At 70.7% G+C, this 21,849-nt stretch carries 22 protein-coding genes; 3 read left to right on the top strand and 19 right to left on the bottom strand.

Going from position 1 to position 21,849, the window contains the following annotated elements:
• Window positions 1–16: 16 nt before the first annotated feature.
• The 6 genes from LXT21_RS32730 to LXT21_RS32705 form a co-directional block, all read right to left on the bottom strand.
• Entirely contained in the window at window positions 17–538 is a 522-nt protein-coding gene (locus tag LXT21_RS32730; RefSeq protein ID WP_254042137.1) for a hypothetical protein, read from the bottom strand.
• Window positions 539–556: 18 nt separating this feature from the next.
• A complete protein-coding gene (locus tag LXT21_RS32725) occupies window positions 557–1,930 on the bottom strand; it encodes a Kelch repeat-containing protein (protein ID WP_254042136.1) in 1,374 nt (457 codons plus the stop codon).
• Window positions 1,927–2,751, bottom strand: a complete 825-nt coding sequence (locus LXT21_RS32720; protein WP_254042135.1) for a hypothetical protein — start codon at window positions 2,749–2,751, stop codon at window positions 1,927–1,929. Before LXT21_RS32720 ends, LXT21_RS32725 begins: the two co-directional genes overlap by 4 nt.
• 221 nt (window positions 2,752–2,972) lie before the next feature.
• Window positions 2,973–3,779, bottom strand: a complete 807-nt coding sequence (locus LXT21_RS45525) for a Rieske 2Fe-2S domain-containing protein (RefSeq protein ID WP_254042134.1) — start codon at window positions 3,777–3,779, stop codon at window positions 2,973–2,975.
• A complete protein-coding gene (locus LXT21_RS32710) occupies window positions 3,776–4,354 on the bottom strand; it encodes a YceI family protein (RefSeq protein ID WP_254042133.1) in 579 nt (192 codons plus the stop codon). Before LXT21_RS32710 ends, LXT21_RS45525 begins: the two co-directional genes overlap by 4 nt.
• A gap of 62 nt (window positions 4,355–4,416) precedes the next feature.
• Window positions 4,417–5,073, bottom strand: a complete 657-nt coding sequence (locus LXT21_RS32705; RefSeq protein WP_254042132.1) for a hypothetical protein — start codon at window positions 5,071–5,073, stop codon at window positions 4,417–4,419.
• Between the two features lie 491 nt (window positions 5,074–5,564).
• Here LXT21_RS32705 and LXT21_RS32700 point away from each other — a divergent pair, with 491 nt between their 5' ends.
• Window positions 5,565–7,409, top strand: coding sequence for a sensor histidine kinase (locus tag LXT21_RS32700; RefSeq protein ID WP_254042131.1), 1,845 nt, complete (start codon window positions 5,565–5,567; stop codon window positions 7,407–7,409).
• Window positions 7,410–7,422: 13 nt separating this feature from the next.
• Here the strand turns inward: LXT21_RS32700 and LXT21_RS32695 are convergent, their stop codons facing one another.
• The 3 genes from LXT21_RS32695 to LXT21_RS32685 all read right to left on the bottom strand — a co-directional run bounded on the left by LXT21_RS32695 (window position 7,423) and on the right by LXT21_RS32685 (window position 11,211).
• Window positions 7,423–7,848, bottom strand: a complete 426-nt coding sequence (locus LXT21_RS32695) for a nuclear transport factor 2 family protein (protein WP_254042130.1) — start codon at window positions 7,846–7,848, stop codon at window positions 7,423–7,425.
• A 125-nt stretch (window positions 7,849–7,973) separates the two neighbouring features.
• On the bottom strand, window positions 7,974–9,422 hold the full coding sequence (locus tag LXT21_RS32690; RefSeq protein ID WP_254042129.1) for a hypothetical protein: 1,449 nt from the start codon (window positions 9,420–9,422) through the stop codon (window positions 7,974–7,976).
• Window positions 9,423–9,582: 160 nt separating this feature from the next.
• Complete coding sequence (locus LXT21_RS32685) at window positions 9,583–11,211, bottom strand: sensor histidine kinase (protein ID WP_254042128.1); 1,629 nt, start codon at window positions 11,209–11,211, stop codon at window positions 9,583–9,585.
• 319 nt (window positions 11,212–11,530) lie between these two features.
• Here LXT21_RS32685 and LXT21_RS32680 point away from each other — a divergent pair, with 319 nt between their 5' ends.
• Entirely contained in the window at window positions 11,531–11,926 is a 396-nt protein-coding gene (locus tag LXT21_RS32680) for a hypothetical protein (RefSeq protein WP_254042127.1), read from the top strand.
• 57 nt (window positions 11,927–11,983) lie between these two features.
• Here LXT21_RS32680 and LXT21_RS32675 read toward each other — a convergent pair whose 3' ends face one another.
• The 5 genes from LXT21_RS32675 to LXT21_RS32655 are packed head-to-tail and all read right to left on the bottom strand — an operon-like array spanning window position 11,984 to window position 16,269.
• Window positions 11,984–12,970, bottom strand: a complete 987-nt coding sequence (locus tag LXT21_RS32675) for a c-type cytochrome (protein WP_254042126.1) — start codon at window positions 12,968–12,970, stop codon at window positions 11,984–11,986.
• Window positions 12,967–13,533 (bottom strand): cytochrome c oxidase subunit 3, encoded by a 567-nt coding sequence (locus LXT21_RS32670; RefSeq protein ID WP_254042125.1) that lies wholly within the window; start codon window positions 13,531–13,533, stop codon window positions 12,967–12,969. Before LXT21_RS32670 ends, LXT21_RS32675 begins: the two co-directional genes overlap by 4 nt.
• Window positions 13,530–15,251: a cytochrome c oxidase subunit I gene (locus tag LXT21_RS32665; protein WP_254042124.1), complete on the bottom strand. Its 1,722-nt coding sequence runs from the start codon at window positions 15,249–15,251 to the stop codon at window positions 13,530–13,532. The genes LXT21_RS32670 and LXT21_RS32665 overlap by 4 nt, the downstream gene beginning before the upstream one ends.
• Complete coding sequence (locus tag LXT21_RS32660; RefSeq protein WP_254042123.1) at window positions 15,248–16,051, bottom strand: cytochrome c oxidase subunit II; 804 nt, start codon at window positions 16,049–16,051, stop codon at window positions 15,248–15,250. Before LXT21_RS32660 ends, LXT21_RS32665 begins: the two co-directional genes overlap by 4 nt.
• The gene (locus LXT21_RS32655) at window positions 16,048–16,269 is read right to left on the bottom strand and encodes a hypothetical protein (protein WP_254042122.1); all 222 of its coding nucleotides are present in this window, start codon (window positions 16,267–16,269) and stop codon (window positions 16,048–16,050) included. The genes LXT21_RS32660 and LXT21_RS32655 overlap by 4 nt, the downstream gene beginning before the upstream one ends.
• Before the next feature lie 294 nt (window positions 16,270–16,563).
• On the opposite strand from LXT21_RS32655, the gene LXT21_RS32650 reads away from it, so the two are divergent.
• Window positions 16,564–17,223, top strand: coding sequence for an SCO family protein (locus LXT21_RS32650; protein ID WP_254042121.1), 660 nt, complete (start codon window positions 16,564–16,566; stop codon window positions 17,221–17,223).
• A 654-nt stretch (window positions 17,224–17,877) separates the two neighbouring features.
• On the opposite strand, the gene LXT21_RS32645 is transcribed toward LXT21_RS32650, so the two are convergent.
• The 5 genes from LXT21_RS32645 to LXT21_RS32625 all read right to left on the bottom strand — a co-directional run bounded on the left by LXT21_RS32645 (window position 17,878) and on the right by LXT21_RS32625 (window position 21,738).
• Window positions 17,878–18,339 (bottom strand): hypothetical protein, encoded by a 462-nt coding sequence (locus tag LXT21_RS32645; RefSeq protein WP_254042120.1) that lies wholly within the window; start codon window positions 18,337–18,339, stop codon window positions 17,878–17,880.
• A gap of 142 nt (window positions 18,340–18,481) precedes the next feature.
• A complete protein-coding gene (locus LXT21_RS32640) occupies window positions 18,482–18,964 on the bottom strand; it encodes a hypothetical protein (protein ID WP_254042119.1) in 483 nt (160 codons plus the stop codon).
• A 55-nt stretch (window positions 18,965–19,019) separates the two neighbouring features.
• Window positions 19,020–19,556, bottom strand: a complete 537-nt coding sequence (locus tag LXT21_RS32635) for an O-acetyl-ADP-ribose deacetylase (RefSeq protein WP_254042118.1) — start codon at window positions 19,554–19,556, stop codon at window positions 19,020–19,022.
• Between the two features lie 92 nt (window positions 19,557–19,648).
• Window positions 19,649–20,236, bottom strand: a complete 588-nt coding sequence (locus LXT21_RS32630; RefSeq protein WP_254042117.1) for a Fis family transcriptional regulator — start codon at window positions 20,234–20,236, stop codon at window positions 19,649–19,651.
• A gap of 155 nt (window positions 20,237–20,391) precedes the next feature.
• Window positions 20,392–21,738 carry a universal stress protein gene (locus LXT21_RS32625; RefSeq protein WP_254042116.1) on the bottom strand — a complete coding sequence of 449 codons (1,347 nt, stop codon included), beginning with the start codon at window positions 21,736–21,738 and terminating at the stop codon, window positions 20,392–20,394.
• Window positions 21,739–21,849: the final 111 nt, after the last annotated feature.

Here is a 21,849-nt window from a genome sequence, read left to right as displayed (position 1 = left end):
CTCGAGGGACCGGAGCTCACGTCTCCATCAGACCGCGGAGCTCCGGGTCCTCGACCCACCACACGCTGGACACGGGAATCACATCGAACCCCTGGCCGGCGAGCTCGAGGAGGACGGGCGGGACCCAGCCGTAGACGACTCCGCCAAACTCCCCCACCGGCTCGTGCGCGAACCAGGTGTCCCACCCTGGAATGTCGTAGTCATCCAGGTAGCCGTTCGACGGCGCCGTCGCCGCGCCACACAGGTCTGAGTTGAAGTCCGTCGCGAAGACCCGCCCGCCCATCAAATCCCCGAGCGGCGGCAGCGGCAGTTTCAGCCGCTCGAGCGCCCGGCGACGTCGTTCGACGATGAAGCCCACCGCCTCCGCGGGCACCGCTTTCGAGCTCAACAACTGGCGCACCAGCGTGTCGCCGTCATGCCCGCAGACCGGCGGCATCAACTCCACCGAGCGCGTCGTCACACCAGCCCTGGCAGCCTCGGCGCGTGGCAGACAGCACGCGATGGTCTCCGCCAGCCGCCGTTTGAATCCTGTCACCATGCACGCATCCTCCGTGAGTCAGGGCCAATAGCGCTCAGCGGACCTCAGCGCGGCGCCGTTGGAGCCGTGCCCCCCTATCACCAGCACCGAGCCATCATCGAGCAGGGTCGCTGTGTGTCCCGCGCGCGCCGTCGTCAGGGCGGGGCGGAGGACCCAAGCGAGCAGGTTCGAGTCGAAGAGTTCCACCGACGACAGCGAATCGTAGTCCGCTTCCGAGCCCCCCACGACCAGCACATCGCCGGACGTCAGGGTCGTCGCCGTATGGGCGAAGCGCGCATCGAACATCACCTCCATGGGAATCGAGACGTTACCGCTGCCCTCCTCCGTCGGAATCACCTCGGCCGCGGCGGAGGCGATGACAGAGCCGGAGCCATCCCCTCGTTTGCCGCCCGTGACGAGCAGCTGCGCGGTCAGCTCTCCCTGCCCAATCACCGCGGCGGCATGGGCGTGCCGACGCTCCAGCAAGGGCCCCCCGACGGGGCTCCACCCCGTTCCTGGCGTGTACACATCGTAGCTGCTCTCGGTCCGATTCAAATTGTAGCCGCCGACCGCGAAGACCCTGTTGAGCACCATCGTGACGGACAGGACGTTGCGCTCCGTACGCATGGAGCCACTTCCGGTCGACCAGGTGCCTCCGAACACCCTGTAGCGCGCCGAGTCGCTGAAGCCCGTCCCCGCGTTCGCTCCGCCTCCCATCACCAGGACCTCATCCCCATCCGGCAGGAGCACCGCTCCGTGGCTCGCGCGCGCCGGTATCGGCAGGTCTGGCCGGGGTGAGGGGCCAGAGTCCGGGTCATAGAGCTCCACGCTCTTCGTCGGGGTGGCCCCCGAGCGTCCGCCCACCACCAGAACCTTGCCGCCGGAGATCAGCGTGGCGGTGTGGTCACCACGCGACACCTGCAAGGGAGGCAAGGGCGTCCACGAGCCACCATTGTTGGGGTCGTAGATCTCCACCGAGGTGAGGGCACCCGTCCCACTCGAATTCGAGAAGCCCCCCACCACCAGCACGCGCCCGTCCGCCAGCAACGTCGCGGTGTGCCCCGTCCGCGCCGTGTTCGGAGTCCCCGCCCGGTCCCATCGAGGACGCCCCGCGTCGGGCCCCGCGTCATCGCCTCCACCGGGGCCCGCGTCACCCGCGTCATCGCCTCCACCGGGGCCCGCGTCACCCGCGTCATCGCCTCCACCGGGGCCCGCGTCACCCGCGTCATCGCCTCCGTCGAGCCCCCCGTCCCCGGCGTCGCCTCCATCGTGGGCGCCCGCATCCGCGTCACAAATCGCCGGGTGCTCCCGACAGAAGAGAGAGGTCCGCGCCTCCACATCGACGCACGACACGACAGCCTGGAGGCCGAGCACACACGCCACCGCCACCACGAACCGCAGCCCCGACCTCACGGCCACCTCCCGGACACGAAAGCGGACGTCCCATCCGTCCCCACCGTCAGCGCCATCGGCGCCCGCGATGCCCCCACCAGGTACATCCCCGTCCCCACGCCCAGCCCCACCACGCCGCCCACCAGCAACCCCACGCTCACCGACTGGAGCGACCGCGTCCGCGACGCCACCTTCCGCGCATCGTCCTCGGAGTGGATGTCCCGTGATGGCGCATCCAGCTTCGACTCCTCCCGCGAGGCCAACCACCACACCACCCCGCCCCCCGCCGCCAGCGCCCCACCCACGGCCGCCGGAATCCACGCCCGCTCACGCAGGGAGACGGGTCGCTCGGACAGCGCTCCCTCGCCACTGGCAGCCACGAGGCCCAAGGCCCCCGGTGTTGGCGTCGCCCCCACCCGCGTGCCCGGGGCCCCGGCGTCCTCCGTTTTCAACGGCTCGGGTCGCTCACCTCGCGCCGCCAGCTCCGTGAGCACCTTCTTGCGCACCGCCTCGAAGCGCGTCCTCAGCTTCGGCGACACCGCCAGTGGCAGCTTCGCCTCCGGGTCCAGGAAGAGCGCCGCCTGGAACGCCGCGTCCGCCTCCTCCTGCCGCCCCCGGCTCAGCTCCGCCAGCACCACGCCCTCGTAGAGCGACACCGCCACGTCGTCCTCGGGCCCCTTCGCCACCTTCTTCGCCCGGGCAATCTGCTCCAGCGCCCGCTCGTGCTCGAGGTCCTCCACCAGCCGATGGATGGACAGCAGGTAGCGCTTCACGTCGGCAGACACCTCCGCCCGCACCCCGAGCGGCAGCAACCACAGCCCCAACAGCAGGACCACCCCCACCTTCGGCCCCCACCTCCCAGCCATGCCGGGCCTGTCAGTTGCGATGGATTCACTTTCCGCGACCCCCATGCTCGAGCACCCTCCGGGGAACAAGAGGCCCCCTGGGCGCTGTCGTCCCAAGAAAACGTCAAGGGCCTCGCGAATCCCCACGATGTGGAGACCCACGAGGCCCTCGAGTCCAAACCGGCACGGGCGCGCACCTCAGCGCGCGCCAGACGTCGTCACTGCACGCCCGTCACCACCACCGCGTCCGGGGTCTCCGTCACGGTGAACCGCTTGAGGGGCAACACCGCGGGCCCCTTCGTGACGGCACCCTGCAGCGTGAAGGTCGAGTTGTGGCAGAAGCAGATGAAGCCCGCCGCGCTCGGATTCGCGGACACCTCACAGGCCTCGTGCGTGCACAGCGCGTCCACCGCGGACAGCACGCCATCCGAGCCGCGGGTGATGAAGATCTTCTTCCCGTAGCCGCTCGGCGTTCCCTCCACGTAGCTGCCGTTGTCCCGGAGCGTGGGGAACTGCGTGAAGGGCAGCCGCACCTCGCCATTCACCGCCGAGGGGAAACCATCCTGGCCGGCGCGCAGCTCGATGCTCAGCACCTGCGTGCCCGGGTTGTAGGTGGAGACGAACTTGCGCAGCCCCACCGTGGCCGGCCGCTGCGTCACCGCGCCGTCGATGGGGTTGAACTTGGACAGGTGGCACGGGCACACCACCTCGCGCCCGTCGAAGCCCAGCGGGCACGCGGCGTGGGTGCACAGGTTGGACAGCACGGAGAAGGTGTCCTGCCCGGAGTGCGTCACCAGGAGGTTCGTCTCCTCACCCGCCACGCGCAGCGTAATCGCGCCGCCCACCCGCTCCAGGTCCGGATAGCGGGAGACGAGCAGGTCCACCACGCCCGCGTCACTGGCCGACACGTCCGTCACCGGCGCCGGGTCGATGTCCGGCGCGCAGCCGGGCAGCGCCGTCGCCGCCGCGCCCGCCGCGCTCGTTCCCAGAATGCCCTTCAGGAATCCACGTCGCGACGTGCTCACGTCCCCTCCACCACGAAGACCAGCTTGGGCTCCAGCTCCAGCTTGTCGTCCACCTTCACCATGAGCAGCGACGGGCGCTCGATCTTGAACTGCTCCAGGCTGACGGTGAACGAGCCCTCCGTCGTCACCTCCGTGGCGGACTTGAACAGCACCGTCACCGGCACCTCCACGCTCTGCTTCTCACCGTGGAAGAGCAGCTGGCCCTTGAGCGTCACCTGCACCTTCGAGGGGAACGTCGCGGGCGGCTTCACCCCCGTGGCCACGCCCTTGAAGTCGACGATGGGGTGCTTGGCCACCTCCGTCACTTCCCACATGTGCTGGTCGCGGTTGGCGTTGCCGGAATCGAAGTCCTTGATGTTGGCGCGCACGGCCACCTGCAGCGTGCCGTCCGCCTTCAGCAGGGCCTTGCCGTCGCTGGGCTTCGCGGTGCCGACCACCTCGTGTGCGGGGTGGTGGAGCTTGTAGGTGAGGCTGCTGGCGTCCTTCTTGAGCGCGTACGTCTTGGCCCCACCCTGGGCCAGGGCCGGCACGGAGAGAAGCAGGGTGGTGAGCAGCGCGAGTCGTCGAACAATCATGTCCGTCTCCAGGAAATGCGAGGTCGTCCCCCCGAAGGCCAACGGCGCTCGGGGGAAAAGATTCAGAAGAAGAGGGTGAAGATGCCGGCCGTGACGGCCCCGAGCGTGGTGTAGCCGACCACCTGGTGCGCGGTGGCCAGGTCCGTCTCCGACAGCCGGCCGAAGCGGTCCGTCGCCATGATGCCGAGGATGATCTGCGCAATCATCCCCGCGGTGGCCAGGGACATGAAGAGCTTGTGGAAGGAGATGGTGTCCCACTCGGCGTTCTCCTTCTCGAAGGGCTCCGGGGCCAGCAGGCCGAGCAGGCCCACCGAGGCGAAGACCACGGAGGTCCCCACGGCGAAGCCGCGGTGGAGCCCCAGCAGGTTGCGGTCATCCCCGCCGCCGCGGAACGAGTCGTTGAACTGGAGCTGGCCAATCACCGTGGTGGTGACCAGGCCCGCGGCCAGCGCGAAGCCCAGGCCCTGGTGCAGCTTGAGCATGGTGCGGCGCCGGTCCAGGCGCTTCTGGAGCTCCGGGTCCACCTGGGCGGCGGCGACGTCCTCGGCGGGCTCCAGCAGGTCGAAGTCCAGCGAGGGGTCCTCCGCCGGGGCGGCCTGCTCTTCGGCGGGAGCCTGCTTCGTGGGCGCGTCCTTGGCGGGCGGCGACTTCTGTTGGGCTCGGGCGGTGGTGGTGGAGAGCAGCGATAGGATGACGAGGACGGCGGCGATGCGGTTCATCAGTGGGTATCCGTGGAGGGCTCGTGGCGGAGGGCGGACGGGTGCGGCAGGGGAGCCGGGGGCCTGCTTCCAATCATGCCGACGTGATTCACGAAGAACCCGGAACCGATTGCAAAGTCGCCGCAACGGGGACCGGCCAGGGGTTTCGTGGACGCGATGTGGAAGGCGAGCGGCGGCCGGAGACGGCCTGCATGAGGGGACCCGAACGAAACCTCCCAACCAGGTGATGACCCCGGCGGAGTGACTCCGAGGCCCAGGGGGACGGTAGCGCCACACTCCGCGTTGAGGAAGCCGCATGAGCGGGTGCGGCCTCTGTCCGACAGCCACCTTCCTCCGGGCTCGGGGTCGGAAGACACCGGCCGGTGTGTTCACTGCCCGCGCGGGGACTGACGGGCGCCCGACAATCATCCGGCGGAGGCCGGAAATCCGGCTCCGGATGCGTTTCAGTGGTGGCAGCCCGGGGTGTCACCTGCGCCATCGGGCAGCCGCGCATGGAGAAGCATTCGTCCGTCAGCCTCCGCTTGCCCCTTCCCGACGAGGGTCCGGGTCCCGGAGTCGAATTGCTGGCGGAGAGCCGCCGCGCTCGCGCCAGCGCCGAGCTCGCCAGCGCGCGCATGCGAAGTCTGCAGTCGCTCACGCTCGCCCTCTCCGGCGCCCTCACCTCCGAGGACGTGGCCCGCGCCGTCGTCGTGGAGGCGGTGCGCACCCTGGAGGCCCAGACCGGCGGCCTCTACCTGCTGGATGCCCGGGGCTCCACCCTGGAGCTGGTCCACAGCGTGCGCTGCCCTCCGGCCATCCAGGCCGCCTTCACCCACGTCCCCCTGGGCGCCGAGGTCCCCGTGGCCCAGTCCGTGCGCACCCGCGCGCCCCTGTGGCTCTCCGACTTCGCCACCCTGGCCGAGCGCTTCCCCGACGCGGCCGACCCCGCCCGCCCCGAGCATGGAGATTTATCCCTCGCGTGCCTGCCCCTGGTCGCCCGCGACAGGACGGTGGGCTGCCTCACGTTCATCTGGAGCCGCGCGCACGACTTCGACGAGGAGGAGCGCGCCTTCGTCGACATGCTGGCCCAGCAGGCCACCATGGCCCTGGAGCGGGCCCGACTGCTCGCCGCCGAGCGCCGCCAGGTGGAGCGCGTGGGACTGCTCCAACACGCCACCGCCATGCTCGCCACGTCGCTGGACCTGGGCCACACCCTGCGGGGCGTCGCGCTGGGCCTGGTCCCCACGCTGGGCGACTTCTGCATCATCGACGTGATGGGGCCGGACCACGAGGTGCGCCGCACCTTCCACGCCGCCACCCCCGAGTGCGCCGGCCTGCTCGCCGCCAGCCACTGGCGCCCCCCGGAGCGCCCGGGCACCCCCATCTGCGCGCTCGCCAGCGGGCAGCCCGTCTTCGCGCCCCAGGTCGACACCGCCTGGGTGGAGGCCACCGCGTGCGGGCCAGAGACGCTCGCCCTGCTGCGCACCCTGTCCCCCACCTCCTGGCTGTCCGTCCCGTTCGACACACCCGAGGGCGTGCTCGGCGCCCTCACGCTGGGCCACTGCCTGTCCGGCCGCCACCACACGGGCGAGGACCTGGAGCTGGCGATGGAGCTGGCCCGCCGCGCCAGCGCCGCCGTGCAGAACGCCCACCTGTTCCACCAGACGCAGCAGGCGCTCCAGCTGCGCGACGAGTTCCTCGCCATCGCGAGCCACGAGCTGAACACGCCGCTGACGGCGCTCAAGCTCCAGCTGTCCCGGCTGCGGCGCATGTCCTCGGACGGAGAGGTGCGGGCGCGCACCACGTCCGCCGTGCAGCAGGTGGACCGGCTGGGCCGGCTGGTGCGCGAGCTGCTGGAGGTGGCCCACCTGTCCGAGGGCCGCCTGCACCTGACGCCCGAGCCCGTGGACCTGGTGGACGTGTGCCGGGAGGTTCTCACGCGCTTCACCGAGGAGCGCGAGCGCGCGGGCGCCACCATCTTCCTGCGCGCCGACAGCGCCGTGCCCGGGCGCTGGGATGCCACGCGCGTGGACGGCATGGTGACGCACCTGGTGTCCAACGCGCTGAAGTACGGCCTGGGGCGCCCGGTGGAGGTGGAGGTGACCTGCACCCCCGGAGACCTGGCGCGGCTGGTGGTCAGGGACAGGGGCATCGGCATCCCCGCCGAGCAGCTCGCCCACCTGTTCCAGCGCTTCGGCCGCGCGGTGCCGCTGAGGCACTACGGCGGCTTCGGCCTGGGGCTGTGGTTCTCCCGGCAGGTGGTGGAGGCCCATGGCGGGCACATCCACCTGGAGAGCTCACCAGGGCTGGGCACCACCGTCACCGTGGAGCTGCCCAGGACGCCCGAGCCCTCTTGAGCCTTCAGGGCCCTCACGCCGGAGCGGTGGAGGGGACCTGGGAGCGCTGGGCGGTGCCGTGGGCCAGCTCCTCGCCCAGCGCGTGCGGGTCGAAGTACGCGTAGAAGCGGCGGATGTACTCGCCATCCCATTCGATGATGGAGACGCCCTCGTAGGCCACGGCCGCGCCGTTCTGCGCGGTGCCATGGGACTCCCACTCGAGCGCCACCCGGTCCCCCGACTCAATCATGTTCCGGAAGGACGACTTCACCCGGCGCAGCGTGGCCTTGTAATCGCGCCAGAACTGACGCGCGCCCTCCCTCCCCTTGAACACCCGGGAAGAGGCCAGGTTGCTCACCTGGGCATCGTCACTGAAGAGCGCGACGAGCGCCTCCAGGTCGCCGTCCTCCTCCAGACCCGACAGTGCCTCCACGAACCGCTGCGCTCGCTCCGTCGCCATGCGCGTGTCCTCGCTCGCCCCTGAGTGGAAGGGGCGCTCATGGAAGGAGACTGCGCATGCGCCATCCCGGGTGCCTCCCCCTCCCGCCTGCCCTCCAGCACGGCGGAGGAGCCCCAGTCCGCACGCTAGGTGTTCCGGGCCCGGGTCCACTCCTCGCGGTTCCAGCCGTTGCGCAGGTAGCGTTCACGCTTCGACTCGGGGAGCGCCTCCCAGGACACGCCCCGGCCCAGCTCGGGCGGCTCGGCGAAGAGGCCCACGTGCTTGGGGTCCACGGCCTCCTTCGCGCGCTTCGCCGTGAGGCCCTTCATCTCGTAGCCCAGCCGCAGCTCGGCCTTGTTGCCCTCGCCCTTCACGTCGACGAAGACGCCTCCGCCGAACTCCGCCTCCCGCAGGTTCAACTTGCTGTAGCTGCCCGCGTGCTTGCCCACGCCGACCGACAGCTTGAGGTCCCCGTCCGAGGAGTGGCTCACCGAGAACAGGCCCAGGTCCACCTTCACCTCCGACTGGAGCTGGCCCTTCGAATCGCGCGTCACCTCGAGCCCCACGGGCCCGCCCTTGAGGGCCACACCCCCCGAGGATTTCAGGTCGACGCGGCCTCGCGAGTCGAGCCGGGCCTCGCCGCCCAGGAGGAGGTGGTCGTGCTGCAGCTCCGCCTTGCCATTCACCGAGAAGGTGCCGCCCGTGCGCTCACCGAGCAGCTCCCTCTGTCGAGCGTTGATGGCCTGGTAGACCCAGCCCGTGGACCCCGCGGTCCCCACCGCCATGCGCCACTCCTTCGCGAGCGACTCCCGCCGGGGGTCCTGACGGTCCAACCCCACCATCGAGTCCGACAGGCGCGCGTCCCGGGGCGGGCCCAGCTTGCGCAGCTCGGGGAGGCCCGGGGCCTGCTCCACGGCCTGGACGTAGCGGCCGAGGTAGGCGGCGTGGTCGGCCAGGTACGTCCGGCCCGCGGTGACGGCGTGTTCGCTCACGGCCTGGCGCAGCGAGTCCGGCAAGGCCACGTCGTTGCGGAAGAAGGCGGGCCTGCCCGGGTAGCCCAGCGGGCCCGACGCGGGCTCTCCCGCGAGCCGCTGGAGCGTGCCCTTGGCGTGGGCCTGCTCCAGGAAGGACGCGCGCGCCTCGGGAGACTGCTCGGCCAGGAAGGTCTTCAAGAGGCCATCGCGCTCCATCCGCTCCAGGGTCGCGCGGTAGCCGTCCGGCGGGAGCTGCCCCAGCAGCGTATGCACCGTGCGCACGTCCGCGTCGCTGACCGTCCAGTCGCCGAGGCTGCGCGTCAGTCTCGACTGGAGGTCCGAGTAGACGTCCGCGGGGACCTCCGCGCTCCGGGCCCGGAGCCTGCCGCCCAGCGCCGTCAGCTCTCCGGCCGACACGGTGGGGCCGGTGTCCCGGGACGTGCTCCCCTGCTTCGGAGGGGACGAGGACTTCGAGGTGGGCTCCTTGAACGGCTGCACCGCGTTGCGCTCGCGGGCGACGGAGAGGGGTGCCTGCGAGGGAGTCCGCGGTGACGAAGGCACCTCATCGGGGACAGGGTCGAGGGCCAGGGCGTTGCTGCCTGCTGCGTCGATTCGGGACATGCGCTCGCTTCCGCAAAGGGGACCTCCGGCCGCTCTGCACCGGGCACACCAGGGTCCGCTCCGAGCAGCACCTGGGCCCCGAGCGCCCTCGGGCCATCGCCAGTTCCGGACGCGCAATCTCCCGAAGCGGACGTCCTCGCCAGGAGGCGCCCGTGAGGGCTCAGGTGCCCACGGCGGCGACGGCCCGGGAGTCGAGCGGCAGCTCCAGCGTGAAGGTCGTCCCGTCGCCCTCCTCGCTCTCCACGCGCACCCGGCCCCCGTGGGCCTGGGCGCAGCCCCAGACCAGGGTCAGCCCCAGGCCCCAGCCCTTCGCGACGCCGGTCTGCGCGGTGCGCGTGCGGGAGAACGGCTTGAAGAGGCTCTCCTGGTCGGCCCGCGAAATCGCCCGGCCCTCGTTGTGGACGGAGACCCACGCGACGGAGTCGGTCCGCGCGACGGTGAGGGTGATGGGCTCGTCCAGGGCGCCGTACTTCACTGCGTTGCTCGTCAGGTTCCAGAGCGCGCGGCGCAGCTCGTCCTCGCTCCACCAGCCCTCGACGGACGACTCGGCCACGAGGAGGAAGCGCTCACCGTGGATGGTGCTCAGCTCCTCGATGACCTCCCGGGCGATGGCCCTCAGGTCGCACGGCGCGAACTGGAGCGAGAGCTGCTCCCCGGCGCGCAGGCGGTTGGCGTCGAGCAGGTCCCTCACCATGCGGTCGGTGCGCTCGATGTTCTGGTCGATGCGCCGGGCCAGGTCCCTGCGCTCCTCCATCACCTCCGGCCGGCGCAAGAGCAGTTGCGCCGCCACCTTCGCCGCCGACAGCGGCCCCCGCAGGTCATGGGCCAGCACGGAGACGAAGCGCTCCCGGAGCACACGCTCCTCCTGCAGGGTCTCGACCTTCGCCAGCAGGTCCGCGTACAGCTTCGCGTTGTCCAGGTGGATGGTGAGCCGTTCGCCCAGGGACTCGAGCCGCCTTCGCTCCCGGGCCGTGAAGTCGCGCGACGCGGTGATACCGACGTACAAGATGCCCCTCAGGGCGTAGCGCGTGGCCAGCCGGATTCCGAGCAGTGAGGAGAGCCCCTCGCGCCGCAGGTCCTCGCTCACAGCCATCGGCGTGGCCTCCGCCTCCTCTCCCGAGCCAGGGGCATCGTCCGAGACGCCTTGCAGGGTGGCGTAGCGCGCCAGGGCCTCCATCGCCACGCCCGTGGAGGCCACCGTGCCGAACCCGGGAAGCGGGGTCTCTTTCAAGAGCAGGGCCGCGCTCTGCCCCCCCAGCGCCTCCATGACCAGTTCGAGGACCTCCTTCAATCGCTCCCGGAGGGAAGCGGCATCCACCTCCAGGGCCTCGTTCGCCACCTTCTGGATGAGCCGCAGGTAGCGCTTCTCCGTCTGCTCATCCTCCCGCATGTGCTCACTGAACAAGGCGATGACGTTCGCCGAAGCCGCATGCAGCTCGCCGAAGAGCTGCTCGACGTCCTCGACACCGGGCCGCGCCTCGGGAGGAGCTCCGGCCCACATCCGGGAGATGCACCTGCCCAGGAGCGCGAACTCCTCGACGACCTCCGCCACATGGAACCCCTGGCGGAGTCGCGCGGCCACATGCGCTTCCACGAACTTGCGCCGCTCGGCGAGAGTGACTGCCTGCCCCTTCGCGTCATCCGCGAGCGAGGCCAGGTAGGCCGGCATGATGTTCTTGAGCTCGGGCGCGTCCAGCCCTCGGGCAGAGGCGGCACGGGTCGCCACCTCGGTCCACATCCGGACGATGTCGTCGTAGTGCCGGTGGATGATGTCGGAGATGCGGTTCATCGTGTGACCCCATCGCGCTGCCGCACGGAGGCGCCGTCCCGTGCATCCCGGGAGAGGGGATAAGGATTGAGCCTGACGGAGGTGAGCGGGAAGAGCGCCGAGCCCTCGGGCCACCGTTCGCTGGCACACACGCCTCCGGGAGGTCGCGACAGGGCTCGGGTCTCCGGCCCCGAGGACGCATCCCCGAGCCCCCTCGGCGGGCGAGTGGCCCACCGCTCCATGTCCGCCGCCTCCTTCGTGTCCATCCTCAAGAGGCTCTACCCACCCTTCCAAGCCGTCCTTCTCGCAAAGTCGCGCGGCGGGCCGCCCGAGGTCCGCCATGCCTTCCTACACGGTCGACATCCCGCTCCATCTCCACCACGCATACTGGCAACTGCCCAATGAGATGCGCATGGCGGTCGCGCTGCATCTGCTGGCGATGGCGGAGCTGGCGCCCCGGCGATACTCCGCCGTGGATGGAGGTCCGAGCCGCAGTGACATCGCCGGCCTGGACGCGGGCGAGCACCTCGTGGAGCTCGGCGGGCTCTGGTTCTCCTATCGCATCACCCCTCAGGAGCACCTGTTGCGGTTGCTGGATTTCGGGGACACGACGCGGGGTGCCCTCGCCACCGCACCCTCGACCTGGAGACACCACCTGCTGGACCAGGACACCTGGACCAACGAGGGCGGCTTCAGCCCCCCCTCGGCGCGGGGACACGACACGGCGGGGACATGAAGCCTCCTCGCGCAGGGCGCGCGCGGACCCGAGGGCGAGAGATGCTCATCGGCCTCTTCATTTCATCGTGGAGCCGCGCAGCCGAGCCCTCAGCGCCTCGGCCTCGTCCGTGTCGCGCAGCATCACGAGGGTCTGCACGTAGTACGCGAGCGCCCACAGGTTCTCCTCCGGAATCGCGCCCTTCCACGTCGGCATGGCCGCGCCGCCCACCCCCGCCGCGATGACCCGGTAGAGGTCCTCGCGCTGACGCTCGGGTGTGTACGGCGCGCCTTCGACGGTGTCTCCCACCGCCCAGATAGTGCGCAGGGGCTGGAAGAGGAAGTCCGGCGGGAGCACTTTCTGCGTGCGCGTGGGCTCGCCCTTCGTGTCCACCTCCACGGGGTGGTCGGACTCGCGGACCTGCGCGGTGTAGGGGTCCACCTTGGAGAGGTCCACATCGCGCCCGAAGGCCTTCTTCATCAGCGCGGCCAGCTCCGCGCGCGGAAGGTACGCGACGTGACAACTCGAGCAGCCCGCGTTCCCCGCGCCCGACACGTGATAGGCGACGCGGCCCCGCTCGATGGCCTCCGCGTCACGGCCTCGCCACGGGTCCGCGGACACCTCCAGCGGCTTGCCGGGGACCTCCTCCTTCCAACGCGGGCTGAAGGTCTTGAGGTACTGCACCACCGCGTCCAGGTCCGCGTCGGGCACGTCCCACGCGAACATCGGCGTGCCGTGGAGCCCGCGTCGCAGCGTGCGCTTCAGCGCCTCATCCGTGGGCAGCTCTCCGACGGAGACGCCGCCGAACTTGAAGAGTCCCTGACGGAAGCTGCGAGGCACGGGCCGCATGCCCCGTCCCGCCGGGCCTTGTCCGTCGCCCTGCTCTCCGTGACAGGAGGCGCAGTAGTACGCGTACACCGAGTGCCCACGCGCCAGCGTCTGGGCGGAGAGGACGCGGCCATCGGCGAGCTTCAGGGGCTCGAAGGTGGGCGCGCTCTTCGAGCGACACCCCGTGAACGCCAGCGACACCAGGAGCAGCAGGGCCGACAGCACACGAGAGGTCATGGGAGGTACACCGCCACGAAGAGGAACACCCACGTCACCGTCACGAAGTGCCAGCCCAGGGACCAGGTCCGCCACGAGGCTCGCGCGTCCGCTCCGCGCAGGTGACGCCAGCAGCAGGCGAAGAGCCCGACCTCCACCCCGAGCACGTGCAGCGCGTGCAGCGCGGTGAGGCCATGGAAGGCCGACGCGGGCACGCCGCTCTCGGGGATGCGCAGGTACTCGGTCCACCAGGCCTGGTGCATCCACATCGCCTGGAGCGCGAGGAACCCGAGCCCCGCGGTCCACACTCCCCAAGTTGTCCACAGGGGACGGCGGCCCTCGCGCCGTGAGCCCAGGTGCAGGGCCACGCTCCCCGCGACGAGCAGGAGCCCCGTGAGACACAGGCCCCACGTGGGCACTCGCGGCGACGGCCACGCCTCTCGCATCCGGTACCAGCCCACCGCGAACACGAGCGCCGCGAAGAACATCGCCCACGCGGACAGGCCAAGCACCGTTCCGAGCCACCGTGTCGCCTCGGCCCGTGTGTCGACTTCAGGCGACGTGTCCTGAGCGGGCGTGCTCATGACGTGCGCTCCAGCAGGGGCTGCGGACCGCTGATGGCCGGGGCCTCCGCGGGCAGCGCCTCTGCCTGTCCGACCCAGTCGCGGCCCAGTTGCTCCAGCACCTCGGGCTGGGACAGCGCATGCGGCCCGCGCAGCACGACGGGGATTCGCTCGAAGTTCTCGTCGCTCGGAGGGCTGGCCGCGCACGTCCACTCGAGCGTGCCCACCTGCCACGGATTCGCGTCCGCCACGCGCCCGCGCCAGAGCGTCCACACCAGGTTCACCACGAACAACCCCTGCGCGGCCCCGAGCAGGAACGCACACGCCGTGGTCCACTGGTTCAGCGGCAACAGGTGCTTCAGGTACGTGTACTGGTACGGGTCATAGAGCCTGCGCAGTTGTCCCGCGTAGCCCGCCGCGAGCTGTCCGCCGAAGACCCCGAGGAACAACACCGCGCTCGACACCACGTGCGCCTTCGCGAGCCCCTCGTGCAGCTGCCGCCCGAACATCTTGGGGAACCAGAAGTACAGGCCCGCGAAGACCCCCAGGAAGCTCGCCGCGCCCATCGTCAGGTGGAAGTGCCCCACCACCCACAGCGTCCCGTGCAGCGGCACATCCGTGGCCACCGCGCCCAGCGCGAGCCCGGTGATTCCGCCCAGCCCGAACACCACCACCGTCGAGAGCGCCGCGAGCATCGGCGAGGTCAGCCGCACGCTCCCTCGCCACAGCGTCATCAGCCAGTTGAGGAACATCACCTCCGCCGGCAACGAGATGAGCAGCGTCAACACCATGAACGTGCGCCCCAACATGGGCGACATCCCGCTGGTGAAGAGGTGGTGCGCGTAGACCAGCCCGCTCAGCGCGGACACCACGCCCATGGCCCCGGCCGTCAGTCGATAGCCGTGCGCGGGCTTGCGACTGAAGAAGGACACCATGTCCCCCACCATGCCCCACGCGGGCAGGATGAGGATGTAGACCTCCGGGTGACCGAACAGCCAGAACAGGTGCTGGTACACCACCGGGTCCCCGCCGCCGCCCACCGCCGCCGCGCCCGCGATGAAGAACTGTGTCCCCAGCAACCGGTCCATCAACAGCAACACGGTGGCTGCCGCGAGCACCGGCACGAAGAGCACGTTCAACACCGACGCGAAGAACAGGCCCCACACCGTGAGCGGCAGTCGGCCCCAGGTCATCCCGGGCGCTCGGCACCGCGCCACCGTGACGACGAAGTTCAGCCCGTACGTGAAGGCCGAGACGCCCGCGCACAGCACCGCCACCGTCACCAGCGTCTGCCCCAGGCCCGGCGTGAAGGCGGTGGTCGACAGCGGGGGATACGCGGTCCACCCCGCATTCGCGGGCCCGAGCCGCACCCCGAACGAGACGAGCACCAGCGCGCCGCCCAGCGCGTAGACCCAGAAGCCCAGCGTCGACAGTCGGGGGAACGCGAGCCCTCGCGCGCCGATGGCCAGCGGCAACACGAAGTGCCCCAGCGCGCCGAAGAGCAGCGGCGTCACCGCGAAGAAGATCATCACCAGGCCGTGCATGGTGAAGACCGAGGTGTACGTGGGCGGAGTCAGCGCGCCTCGGGACTCGGGCAGCGCCCACGCGAGCCCCGGTACGGGTTGCCCCGGCCACGCCCACTGCCAGCGGATGAGCAGCGCCAGCAGTCCGCCCAGGAGGAGGAAGCCCAGCCCGCTCCACAGGTAGCGACGGGCCACCTGCTTGTGGTCGACGCTCACGGCGTCCTCCAGTCCCAACCCCAGTGGGCCGCGACGTCGTCCGCGTCGTACGCCTGGAGCGCCTGTCGTCCGGCCTCGCGCAGCCACGCGGCATAGGCCTCCGAGGACAGGGCGCGCAGCTCACCGCGCATCCGGTAGTGGCTGGTGCCGCAGTGCTGGTAGCAGGCCACCTCCCACGTGCCCTCGCGCGCGGCCTGGAACCAGGTTTGATTCACCCGACCTGGAATCGCGTCCACCTTCACGCGGAAGTGCGGCAGCGAGAAGCCGTGCACCACGTCCGTGGAGACGAGCTGCACCCAGACGGGGACTCCCGCGGGGACTCGCAGGTCGTTCCACGTCACCACGTCATCGGGCGTGTTGAAGCGGCCGTCCTCGCCCGCGTAGCGCGCCTCCCAGGACCACTGATGCGCGTTGATTTCGATGCGCACCGTGCGCGGGTCCTCGGCGGGGACCTGGAGGTTCCACAGCACGTCCCGCAGGTAGCCCTCGGAGCCCACGAGCAACGTCCCGTCCACGATGAGGAACGTGCTCAGCGCCAGGCCGAGCACGAAGGCGATGGAGCGCTTCGTGCCGCCGTCCGAGGCCGCGCGCTTCGCGCCTCGGAAGCGCCACACCGCGATGAGCATCCACCCGAGCGCAATCGCCGCGAGGCCCGCCTCGATGCGGTGACTCCACCCGAGCAGCGCGTCGATGCGAGGGCCGTGGGTGCTCGCGTTCTCGGGCAACGCGAGGGTCTTCAGCCCGGAGGGAGTCTGCGCGCCCGTCGAGACAGGGGTGGACCCTTCGACGGGGGTGCTCATGTCGGGTCCTTCCGGGGGTCCTCACGGTTCGCGCGGCGCACGGCCCACAGGCCCACGCCCAACACCGCGAAGGGCGTGAGCATCAACCCCACGACGAGCAGCATCGAGCGCACCGCGGACTCCGGCTCCCGCAGGGAGCACGTCGCGCAGGCCCAGGCTTCCGCGGGCATCAGGGACAGGAGCGTCAGCGCGAGAATCGCGGAGTGCCCATGGTTCACGCTGCCTCGACGGGACCTGGCGTCCCGTGGGGACTTCACACAGGACCCACGAAGGACGTGCCCGCTCGGTCCCGAGAGGCGGGATGCGGCTCGTCGACCCAGGTTGGAGCGCTCACCGGTCATCACCGCCCTCCCGGCTAGCACGCGGAAGTGGCCGCCTCAAGCCGAGGCCCTCCTGGGCTCGCCTGCCCACCGGGGTGACCTGTCGCCGGCTACACCTCGCGAGTAGGCGGCTTGGCCCCTGCGACACCTCGGCGCTTGTGCCCTCCCAGGCCTTTCGTTAGTCCCAGGCCCATGTCCGCCGAATCGCCCCTCGCGCTCCCCCAGGCCCGTCTCACCCAGCGCCCCGCCTTCTGGGCTGGCCTGGCCGTCATCGCCCTGGGACTCACCGCCGCCCTGGGCCTGTCCCTGGTGCGCGGCAACAGCGAGCCGCTGCCCCGACTCGGCACCCTCCCGGACTTCTCCTTCACCCGGCAGGACGGACAGCCCTTCGGCAACGCCCAGCTCCGCGGGCACCCCTACATCGCCAACTTCATCTTCACCCGCTGCCCCACCATCTGCCCCGCGTTCACCCGGAAGATGGCGCACGTGCAGAAGAGCACCGACGCCCACGGCACGGGCCTCCAGCTCGTCTCCTTCTCCGTCGACCCGAAGTACGACACCCCCGAGCGCCTCGCCGAGTACGGCCAGACGCACGGCGCCAACTTCGCCCGCTGGAGCTTCCTCACCGGGGACTACGCCGTCCTCCAGGACGTCATCGTCCAGGGCTTCAAGGTCAGCATGGGCCGCGAGGCCGGCGCCCCCGAGGACGACCTGACCTCCATCTTCCACGGCTCCCACTTCGTCCTCGTGGACTCGAAGGGGGAGGTCCGCGGGTACTACGACAGCGCCGACAGCGACTCGACGGACCGACTCCTCGTCGACGTGAAGCGGCTGATGCGCGAAGAGGCGTGAGGCGGGCGGGGTCCCATGGACCCGGGGATGTTGATCCGTGGCGTGGCGCTCGACCGTGCCGCCAGCTCGCGCTCGTGAGACCGTGAGCGCGCCTTTCGCCTCCGGCGACGCAACGAATCGCCTGCCTTCGTGAGTCGGGCGAATGCATTCACTGGCAGTATGCCTCCGGACTCCCGATTCTTGAGGAATGAGGATCATCCGGTCTGCCCCGTGAGGTGAGTCGGGCCCGAGCAGCCCGGCCCTCGCGGATGCCTGCCCACCCGACGTCTATCGAGTGGCCTCGCGCCTCTGGCAGTAGCCCCCCGATGGACCTGTGGAACCGACGAGTCGGCCCTCGCCGTCTTTCACGCCTCGGAGGCTCGCGGCTCGCCACGGCCCCGAAGCCGAGGGGGCAGCGCCTCCAGACCTCGCATCTGCCCCCGAAAACCGAAGGGCCGCCCTCACGCGCGGAACCCGCCCTCGCAGCGTCCCTCAAAGCCAGAGGGCCGCCCTGCCTCACGCGCGGAAGCCACCCCACAACGCCAAAGGGCCGGCGCCTCCCGCTCGGAGGACCGGCCCGCGCTGCTGCCCCGCAAAGCCGAAGGGCCGGCCCCGCGTTGGCGGAGGACCGGCCCTCTGGCTTGCCACAGCTTCGCGCCAGGGGCGCGAGGTGCCTTACTCGAGGAAGGCGGCGTGGCGCTGCGCGATGATGTTCTGCACGTTCTGCTGGCCGAGGACGTTGTCCGTCCACGCGCCCACCTTCTCGGCGCCAGCGCGAACCTGCTCGGCGACCTTGGTCACGTCCTCGATCTTCGAGGTGGCCTTCGCCAGCGCGCCGATGCCGCCGATGGGGCCCTCGCCGACCAGCGACGTCACGCCCTGCTTCAGCAGGCCGTCCACCACCGGGGCCAGGAACTTGCCCACGTAGGGGATCTTGTTGATCTGCTCGCTGATCTTGTTGGTGATGGGCTCGATGATCTCCGAGGCCGGCTTCTTCAGGAAGCCCAGGAGCTTCTCACCGAACTTCGCGATGCCACCGGCGAGGCCGCCGACCTTCTCCGCCGCGGAGCCGACCGTCTTGAGGACATCCTTGAACAGGTTCGCGGGGTTCAGGTTCTTCAGATTGAACAGGCCCATGGTGACACCTCAGAGGTTCGCGGGGGACGCGGAAGTTTGGGAGAAGGAAGACTCGAAGTGATTCTCGACAGGGCGGCTGAATAGTTTCCGCCAGAATTTCCGTGGGAATTTTTCCGGCCTTCCATCCCCCCGGGGCAGGACCTCAGGCCCGACCGCCACCACCCCGCTTGATCTGATCCAACATCGCCTGCCGCGCCGCGGCGTCCTGGGTCCCCGTGGAGGGGGCCGGGGCCTGGGGCGTCGACGGAGGCGCGTCCACGCTCAGGGAGGGCTTCCCGGCGGCGGCGCCCGAGGTGGCCTTCTCGAACTTGGAGTTGTCGAAGTCCGGAGCCGACCCGGGCAGCTCGCCCTTCATGCCCCGGATGAGCAGGTCCGCGGCCTCGTCGGCCGTCACCGGGGTGATGCCGTTCTTCTTCAGCTCCTCGTCCGGGACGATGTTGAGCTCCGGCTCCAGGTCCTTGTCCTGCGCGTACTTGAGGACCAGCTCGACGTAGTCCTCCAGCTTCATGCCGACGGCCTTGGCAATCTTCTTGGTGTCCGCGTCGTTCAGCAGCTCGGCGCGAACGACCTCGATGGGTCGCTTGAGCCCGCGCTTGGGCTTGGCGGGGGCGTTATCCTGAGACATGTGATGCTCCGACGAAGAAAGGACGTGGGCGAAACTCTAGCCCAGTTTTTCTCGTTCACACATTCTCGCCCCCGCCCCCCTCTGACGACAGCCCCGTGAGGGCTCGCTGGTAGGTCTCCAGGTCCGCCTGGGAGAAGAGCACCACCGTCACCTTCTCCAGCTGGGGCAGCCGCCCGAGCGCCGCCCGGATTTCCCGCAGCGCGATGGACGCCGCCCGCTCGATGGGGAAGCGATACACGCCCGTGGAGATGGACGGGAACGCCACCGAGCGCAGGCCGTGCTGCTCCACCAGGGCGAAGACACTCTTGTAGCACCGCGCGAGCGTCGCCTCCTCCCCCCGGGTCCCTCCACCCCAGACCGGCCCCACCGTGTGGATGACGTGGCGGGCGGGCAGCCGGTAGCCCTTCGTCAGCTTCGCCTGCCCCGTGGGACAGCCGTGCAACATGCGGCACTCGGCCAGGAGCTCCGGCCCGGCCGCGCGGTGGATGGCCCCGTCCACGCCGCCCCCGCCCAACAGCGCGCTGTTGGCCGCGTTGACGATGGCGTCCGCGTCGACGCGGGTGATGTCTCCTCGGATGAGCTCCAGGGTCATGGCCTCTCCTCTTGTCACCAGTGGGCCACGGACGACGCCTCCGGCCACCGCGCCTGACTCGAGGCGCGGAAGAGCCGGACCTGTGCGCCTGCTCAGCGCGGCGAGGCGTTGCGAGGCGCCGACTTGCGCGAGCTCGACACGGGCTTGCGCGCCTTGGGGAAGGTGCGCGTCACGGTGCCGGGGCGACGGGCCTCGGCGGCGGCGCGGGCCTTCTCCTCGGCGGCGCGGACGGCGGCGGCCTTCACCGCGAGCTGCTCCGCCTGGAGCGCCCAGCGACGACGCAGCAAGTCCCGGAGGCCCTCCTTCTGCAAGTCCACCTGGGCCTGATGCAGCCGGTAGTGCAGGTCCTCGCGCAGGGTGCCGCGTGAGAGCGCCGCGTCCGCCGCGCCCGACACGCCCACCACCACCTTGGGCCGCTCCTCCTGCATCTGCAGGCAGCGCAGGATGAGCCCCTGCGCCTCGCGCCCCAGCTTCACCGCGTCCGGGATGAACACCACGCCGTTGCGCTGGCGGAGCGCGTTGGCCAGGTCCACGGCCTGCCGCACCTCCATCAGCTCCACATCGAAGCTGCGCGCGGCCTCCTGGGCCCAGCTGCGTCGCTCCTCTTCGGTACCTCCGTGGATGATGAGCGAGGCACGATTGCAGACGAGCTCTTCTTCTCGGTAACCGCTGAGCGTCACCGGCAAACCCCCTGCTGCCTGAAGCGTGGAGGCCGGATTCTAACGCCCCCTCGGGTGCTCCATTCAACGCCCCGGGTATCCTGGCAGGTGGGGCTCGGCGCGACCCACCTGAAAGCCCTTTCATGTGTACCTGGGTGACTGGTGTCTCGGAGATGTCACGAGGCGGGCACCACCATCACGGGGCGACGGCAGCGCGCCACCAGCTCCCGCGCCACCACGACGGGCAGCGCGTCCGGCGCCTGGGAGGGCACGCCCGACGTGCCCAGGCACACCAGATCCACGCCCTCGCGCTCCGTGGCCTGGCAGATGGCCAGCGCGATGTCCTCGCCGGACACGCCCTCCACGCTCCAGCGCAGCGCCCGCGCGCCCTCGTCCTGGGGCACCAGGCCCCACAGCCGCTGGAGCGTCGCCTCGTGCTCGCGCGGAGGCTCGGGCAGCACGCCGTAGTGGTCCATGAAGCCCGTCTCGCCGAAGCGTCGGCGGTGCACGTGCAGCAGGTGCACCCGGCCTCCCGGCCCCACCATCGAGCGCGCCTGGGTGATGGCGCGCAGGCACGCATCCGAGAAGTCCACCGGCACCAGCACGCTCTTCGGAGGCTGCGCGCGACGGGGCGCGTGCAACGTGTCCGGCACGCACACCACCGCCTGCTCCGCGTGCCGCAGCACGCCCGCGGACACCGAGCCATGCCACCAGCGCTTCACCGGCCCCTGCGCGCGCATGCCCACGACGACCAGGTCCGCGCCGCGCGAGAGCGCCACGTGCAGCAGGTGGTCCGCGGGCCGGCCGAAGCCCGGCTCCAGCACCACGTCCACGCCGCCCTCGCCCAGCAAGTCGCCCACCTGCTCGCGCACCTCGCGCAGCAGCACCGTCTGCACGGCGGGGTCCAGCGCCTCCATGTCCCGCAAGCCGGGCTCCAGCACGTCCACGTGCACCGGCGTGTGGATGCCCAGCCGCTCGCGCTCTTCCAAGGGCGAGCACACGTACGTGGCCAGCACGTCGCACGGCCCCACCCGGCGCAGCTCCCGCAGGAAGCCCACCGCCGCGTCGGCCGTGGGGGACAGCGGATCCACGCCCACCACGACGAGCAGCCGCCTGCGACCGCGCATCCAGTCCACCAGCGCGTCCGCGCGGCGCACCGACAGCACCGGGCCACAGCCGTGTCGGGCCAGCCGCTCGGGCAGCGAGGCGCGCCGCCACGCCGACGTGCGCCAGCCCTCCGCCGCGGCCACCACCCAGCGCGAGTGCCGGCACTCCTCGTCCGCGAGCACCTCCTCGGTATCCGAGCGCACCCGGCAGCTCACCCGACCCGCAGGCAGGTGCAGCCGCTCCGCCTGGGCCTCCAGGTGATGCTGGGCCTCCCGGCGCACGGCGTCGGTGAGGGGCTCGCCGTCCATCACCCCCACGAGCAACAGCGGCTCACCCAGCCGCGCCGCCAGCGCCGCGGCGACTTCCACTTCCCGGGACTCCCGCGCCATCAGCGGGCTCGCACAGACGATGGCCATGGCCGCCCTCCTCGGAAGGGATGGCCGAGACTCCACCCCCTGGAGGACAGATGCGCACGCTGTCGCCGGACGGGGGCCCCTCCTCGGACGGGGAGGGGCGGCGGGCCCACC

This window comes from Myxococcus guangdongensis (assembly GCF_024198255.1).
Taxonomy (GTDB): domain Bacteria; phylum Myxococcota; class Myxococcia; order Myxococcales; family Myxococcaceae; genus Myxococcus; species Myxococcus guangdongensis.
The sequence above is the reverse complement of the archived record's forward strand: the minus strand, read 5'-3'. Positions and strand labels throughout refer to the sequence as shown.

What these genes read in the sequence shown, in the direction of transcription:
- LXT21_RS32730 (WP_254042137.1), bottom strand. Translation starts at nt 538, where the DNA reads ATGGTGACAGGATTCAAACGGCGGCTGGCGGAGACCATCGCGTGCTGT.
- LXT21_RS32710 (WP_254042133.1), bottom strand. Translation starts at nt 4,354, where the DNA reads ATGATTGTTCGACGACTCGCGCTGCTCACCACCCTGCTTCTCTCCGTG.
- LXT21_RS32705 (WP_254042132.1), bottom strand. Translation starts at nt 5,073, where the DNA reads ATGAACCGCATCGCCGCCGTCCTCGTCATCCTATCGCTGCTCTCCACC.
- LXT21_RS32700 (WP_254042131.1), top strand. Translation starts at nt 5,565, where the DNA reads ATGGAGAAGCATTCGTCCGTCAGCCTCCGCTTGCCCCTTCCCGACGAG.
- LXT21_RS32695 (WP_254042130.1), bottom strand. Translation starts at nt 7,848, where the DNA reads ATGGCGACGGAGCGAGCGCAGCGGTTCGTGGAGGCACTGTCGGGTCTG.
- LXT21_RS32690 (WP_254042129.1), bottom strand. Translation starts at nt 9,422, where the DNA reads ATGTCCCGAATCGACGCAGCAGGCAGCAACGCCCTGGCCCTCGACCCT.
- LXT21_RS32685 (WP_254042128.1), bottom strand. Translation starts at nt 11,211, where the DNA reads ATGAACCGCATCTCCGACATCATCCACCGGCACTACGACGACATCGTC.
- LXT21_RS32680 (WP_254042127.1), top strand. Translation starts at nt 11,531, where the DNA reads ATGCCTTCCTACACGGTCGACATCCCGCTCCATCTCCACCACGCATAC.
- LXT21_RS32675 (WP_254042126.1), bottom strand. Translation starts at nt 12,970, where the DNA reads ATGACCTCTCGTGTGCTGTCGGCCCTGCTGCTCCTGGTGTCGCTGGCG.
- LXT21_RS32670 (WP_254042125.1), bottom strand. Translation starts at nt 13,533, where the DNA reads ATGAGCACGCCCGCTCAGGACACGTCGCCTGAAGTCGACACACGGGCC.
- LXT21_RS32660 (WP_254042123.1), bottom strand. Translation starts at nt 16,051, where the DNA reads ATGAGCACCCCCGTCGAAGGGTCCACCCCTGTCTCGACGGGCGCGCAG.
- LXT21_RS32650 (WP_254042121.1), top strand. Translation starts at nt 16,564, where the DNA reads ATGTCCGCCGAATCGCCCCTCGCGCTCCCCCAGGCCCGTCTCACCCAG.
- LXT21_RS32645 (WP_254042120.1), bottom strand. Translation starts at nt 18,339, where the DNA reads ATGGGCCTGTTCAATCTGAAGAACCTGAACCCCGCGAACCTGTTCAAG.
- LXT21_RS32640 (WP_254042119.1), bottom strand. Translation starts at nt 18,964, where the DNA reads ATGTCTCAGGATAACGCCCCCGCCAAGCCCAAGCGCGGGCTCAAGCGA.
- LXT21_RS32635 (WP_254042118.1), bottom strand. Translation starts at nt 19,556, where the DNA reads ATGACCCTGGAGCTCATCCGAGGAGACATCACCCGCGTCGACGCGGAC.
- LXT21_RS32625 (WP_254042116.1), bottom strand. Translation starts at nt 21,738, where the DNA reads ATGGCCATCGTCTGTGCGAGCCCGCTGATGGCGCGGGAGTCCCGGGAA.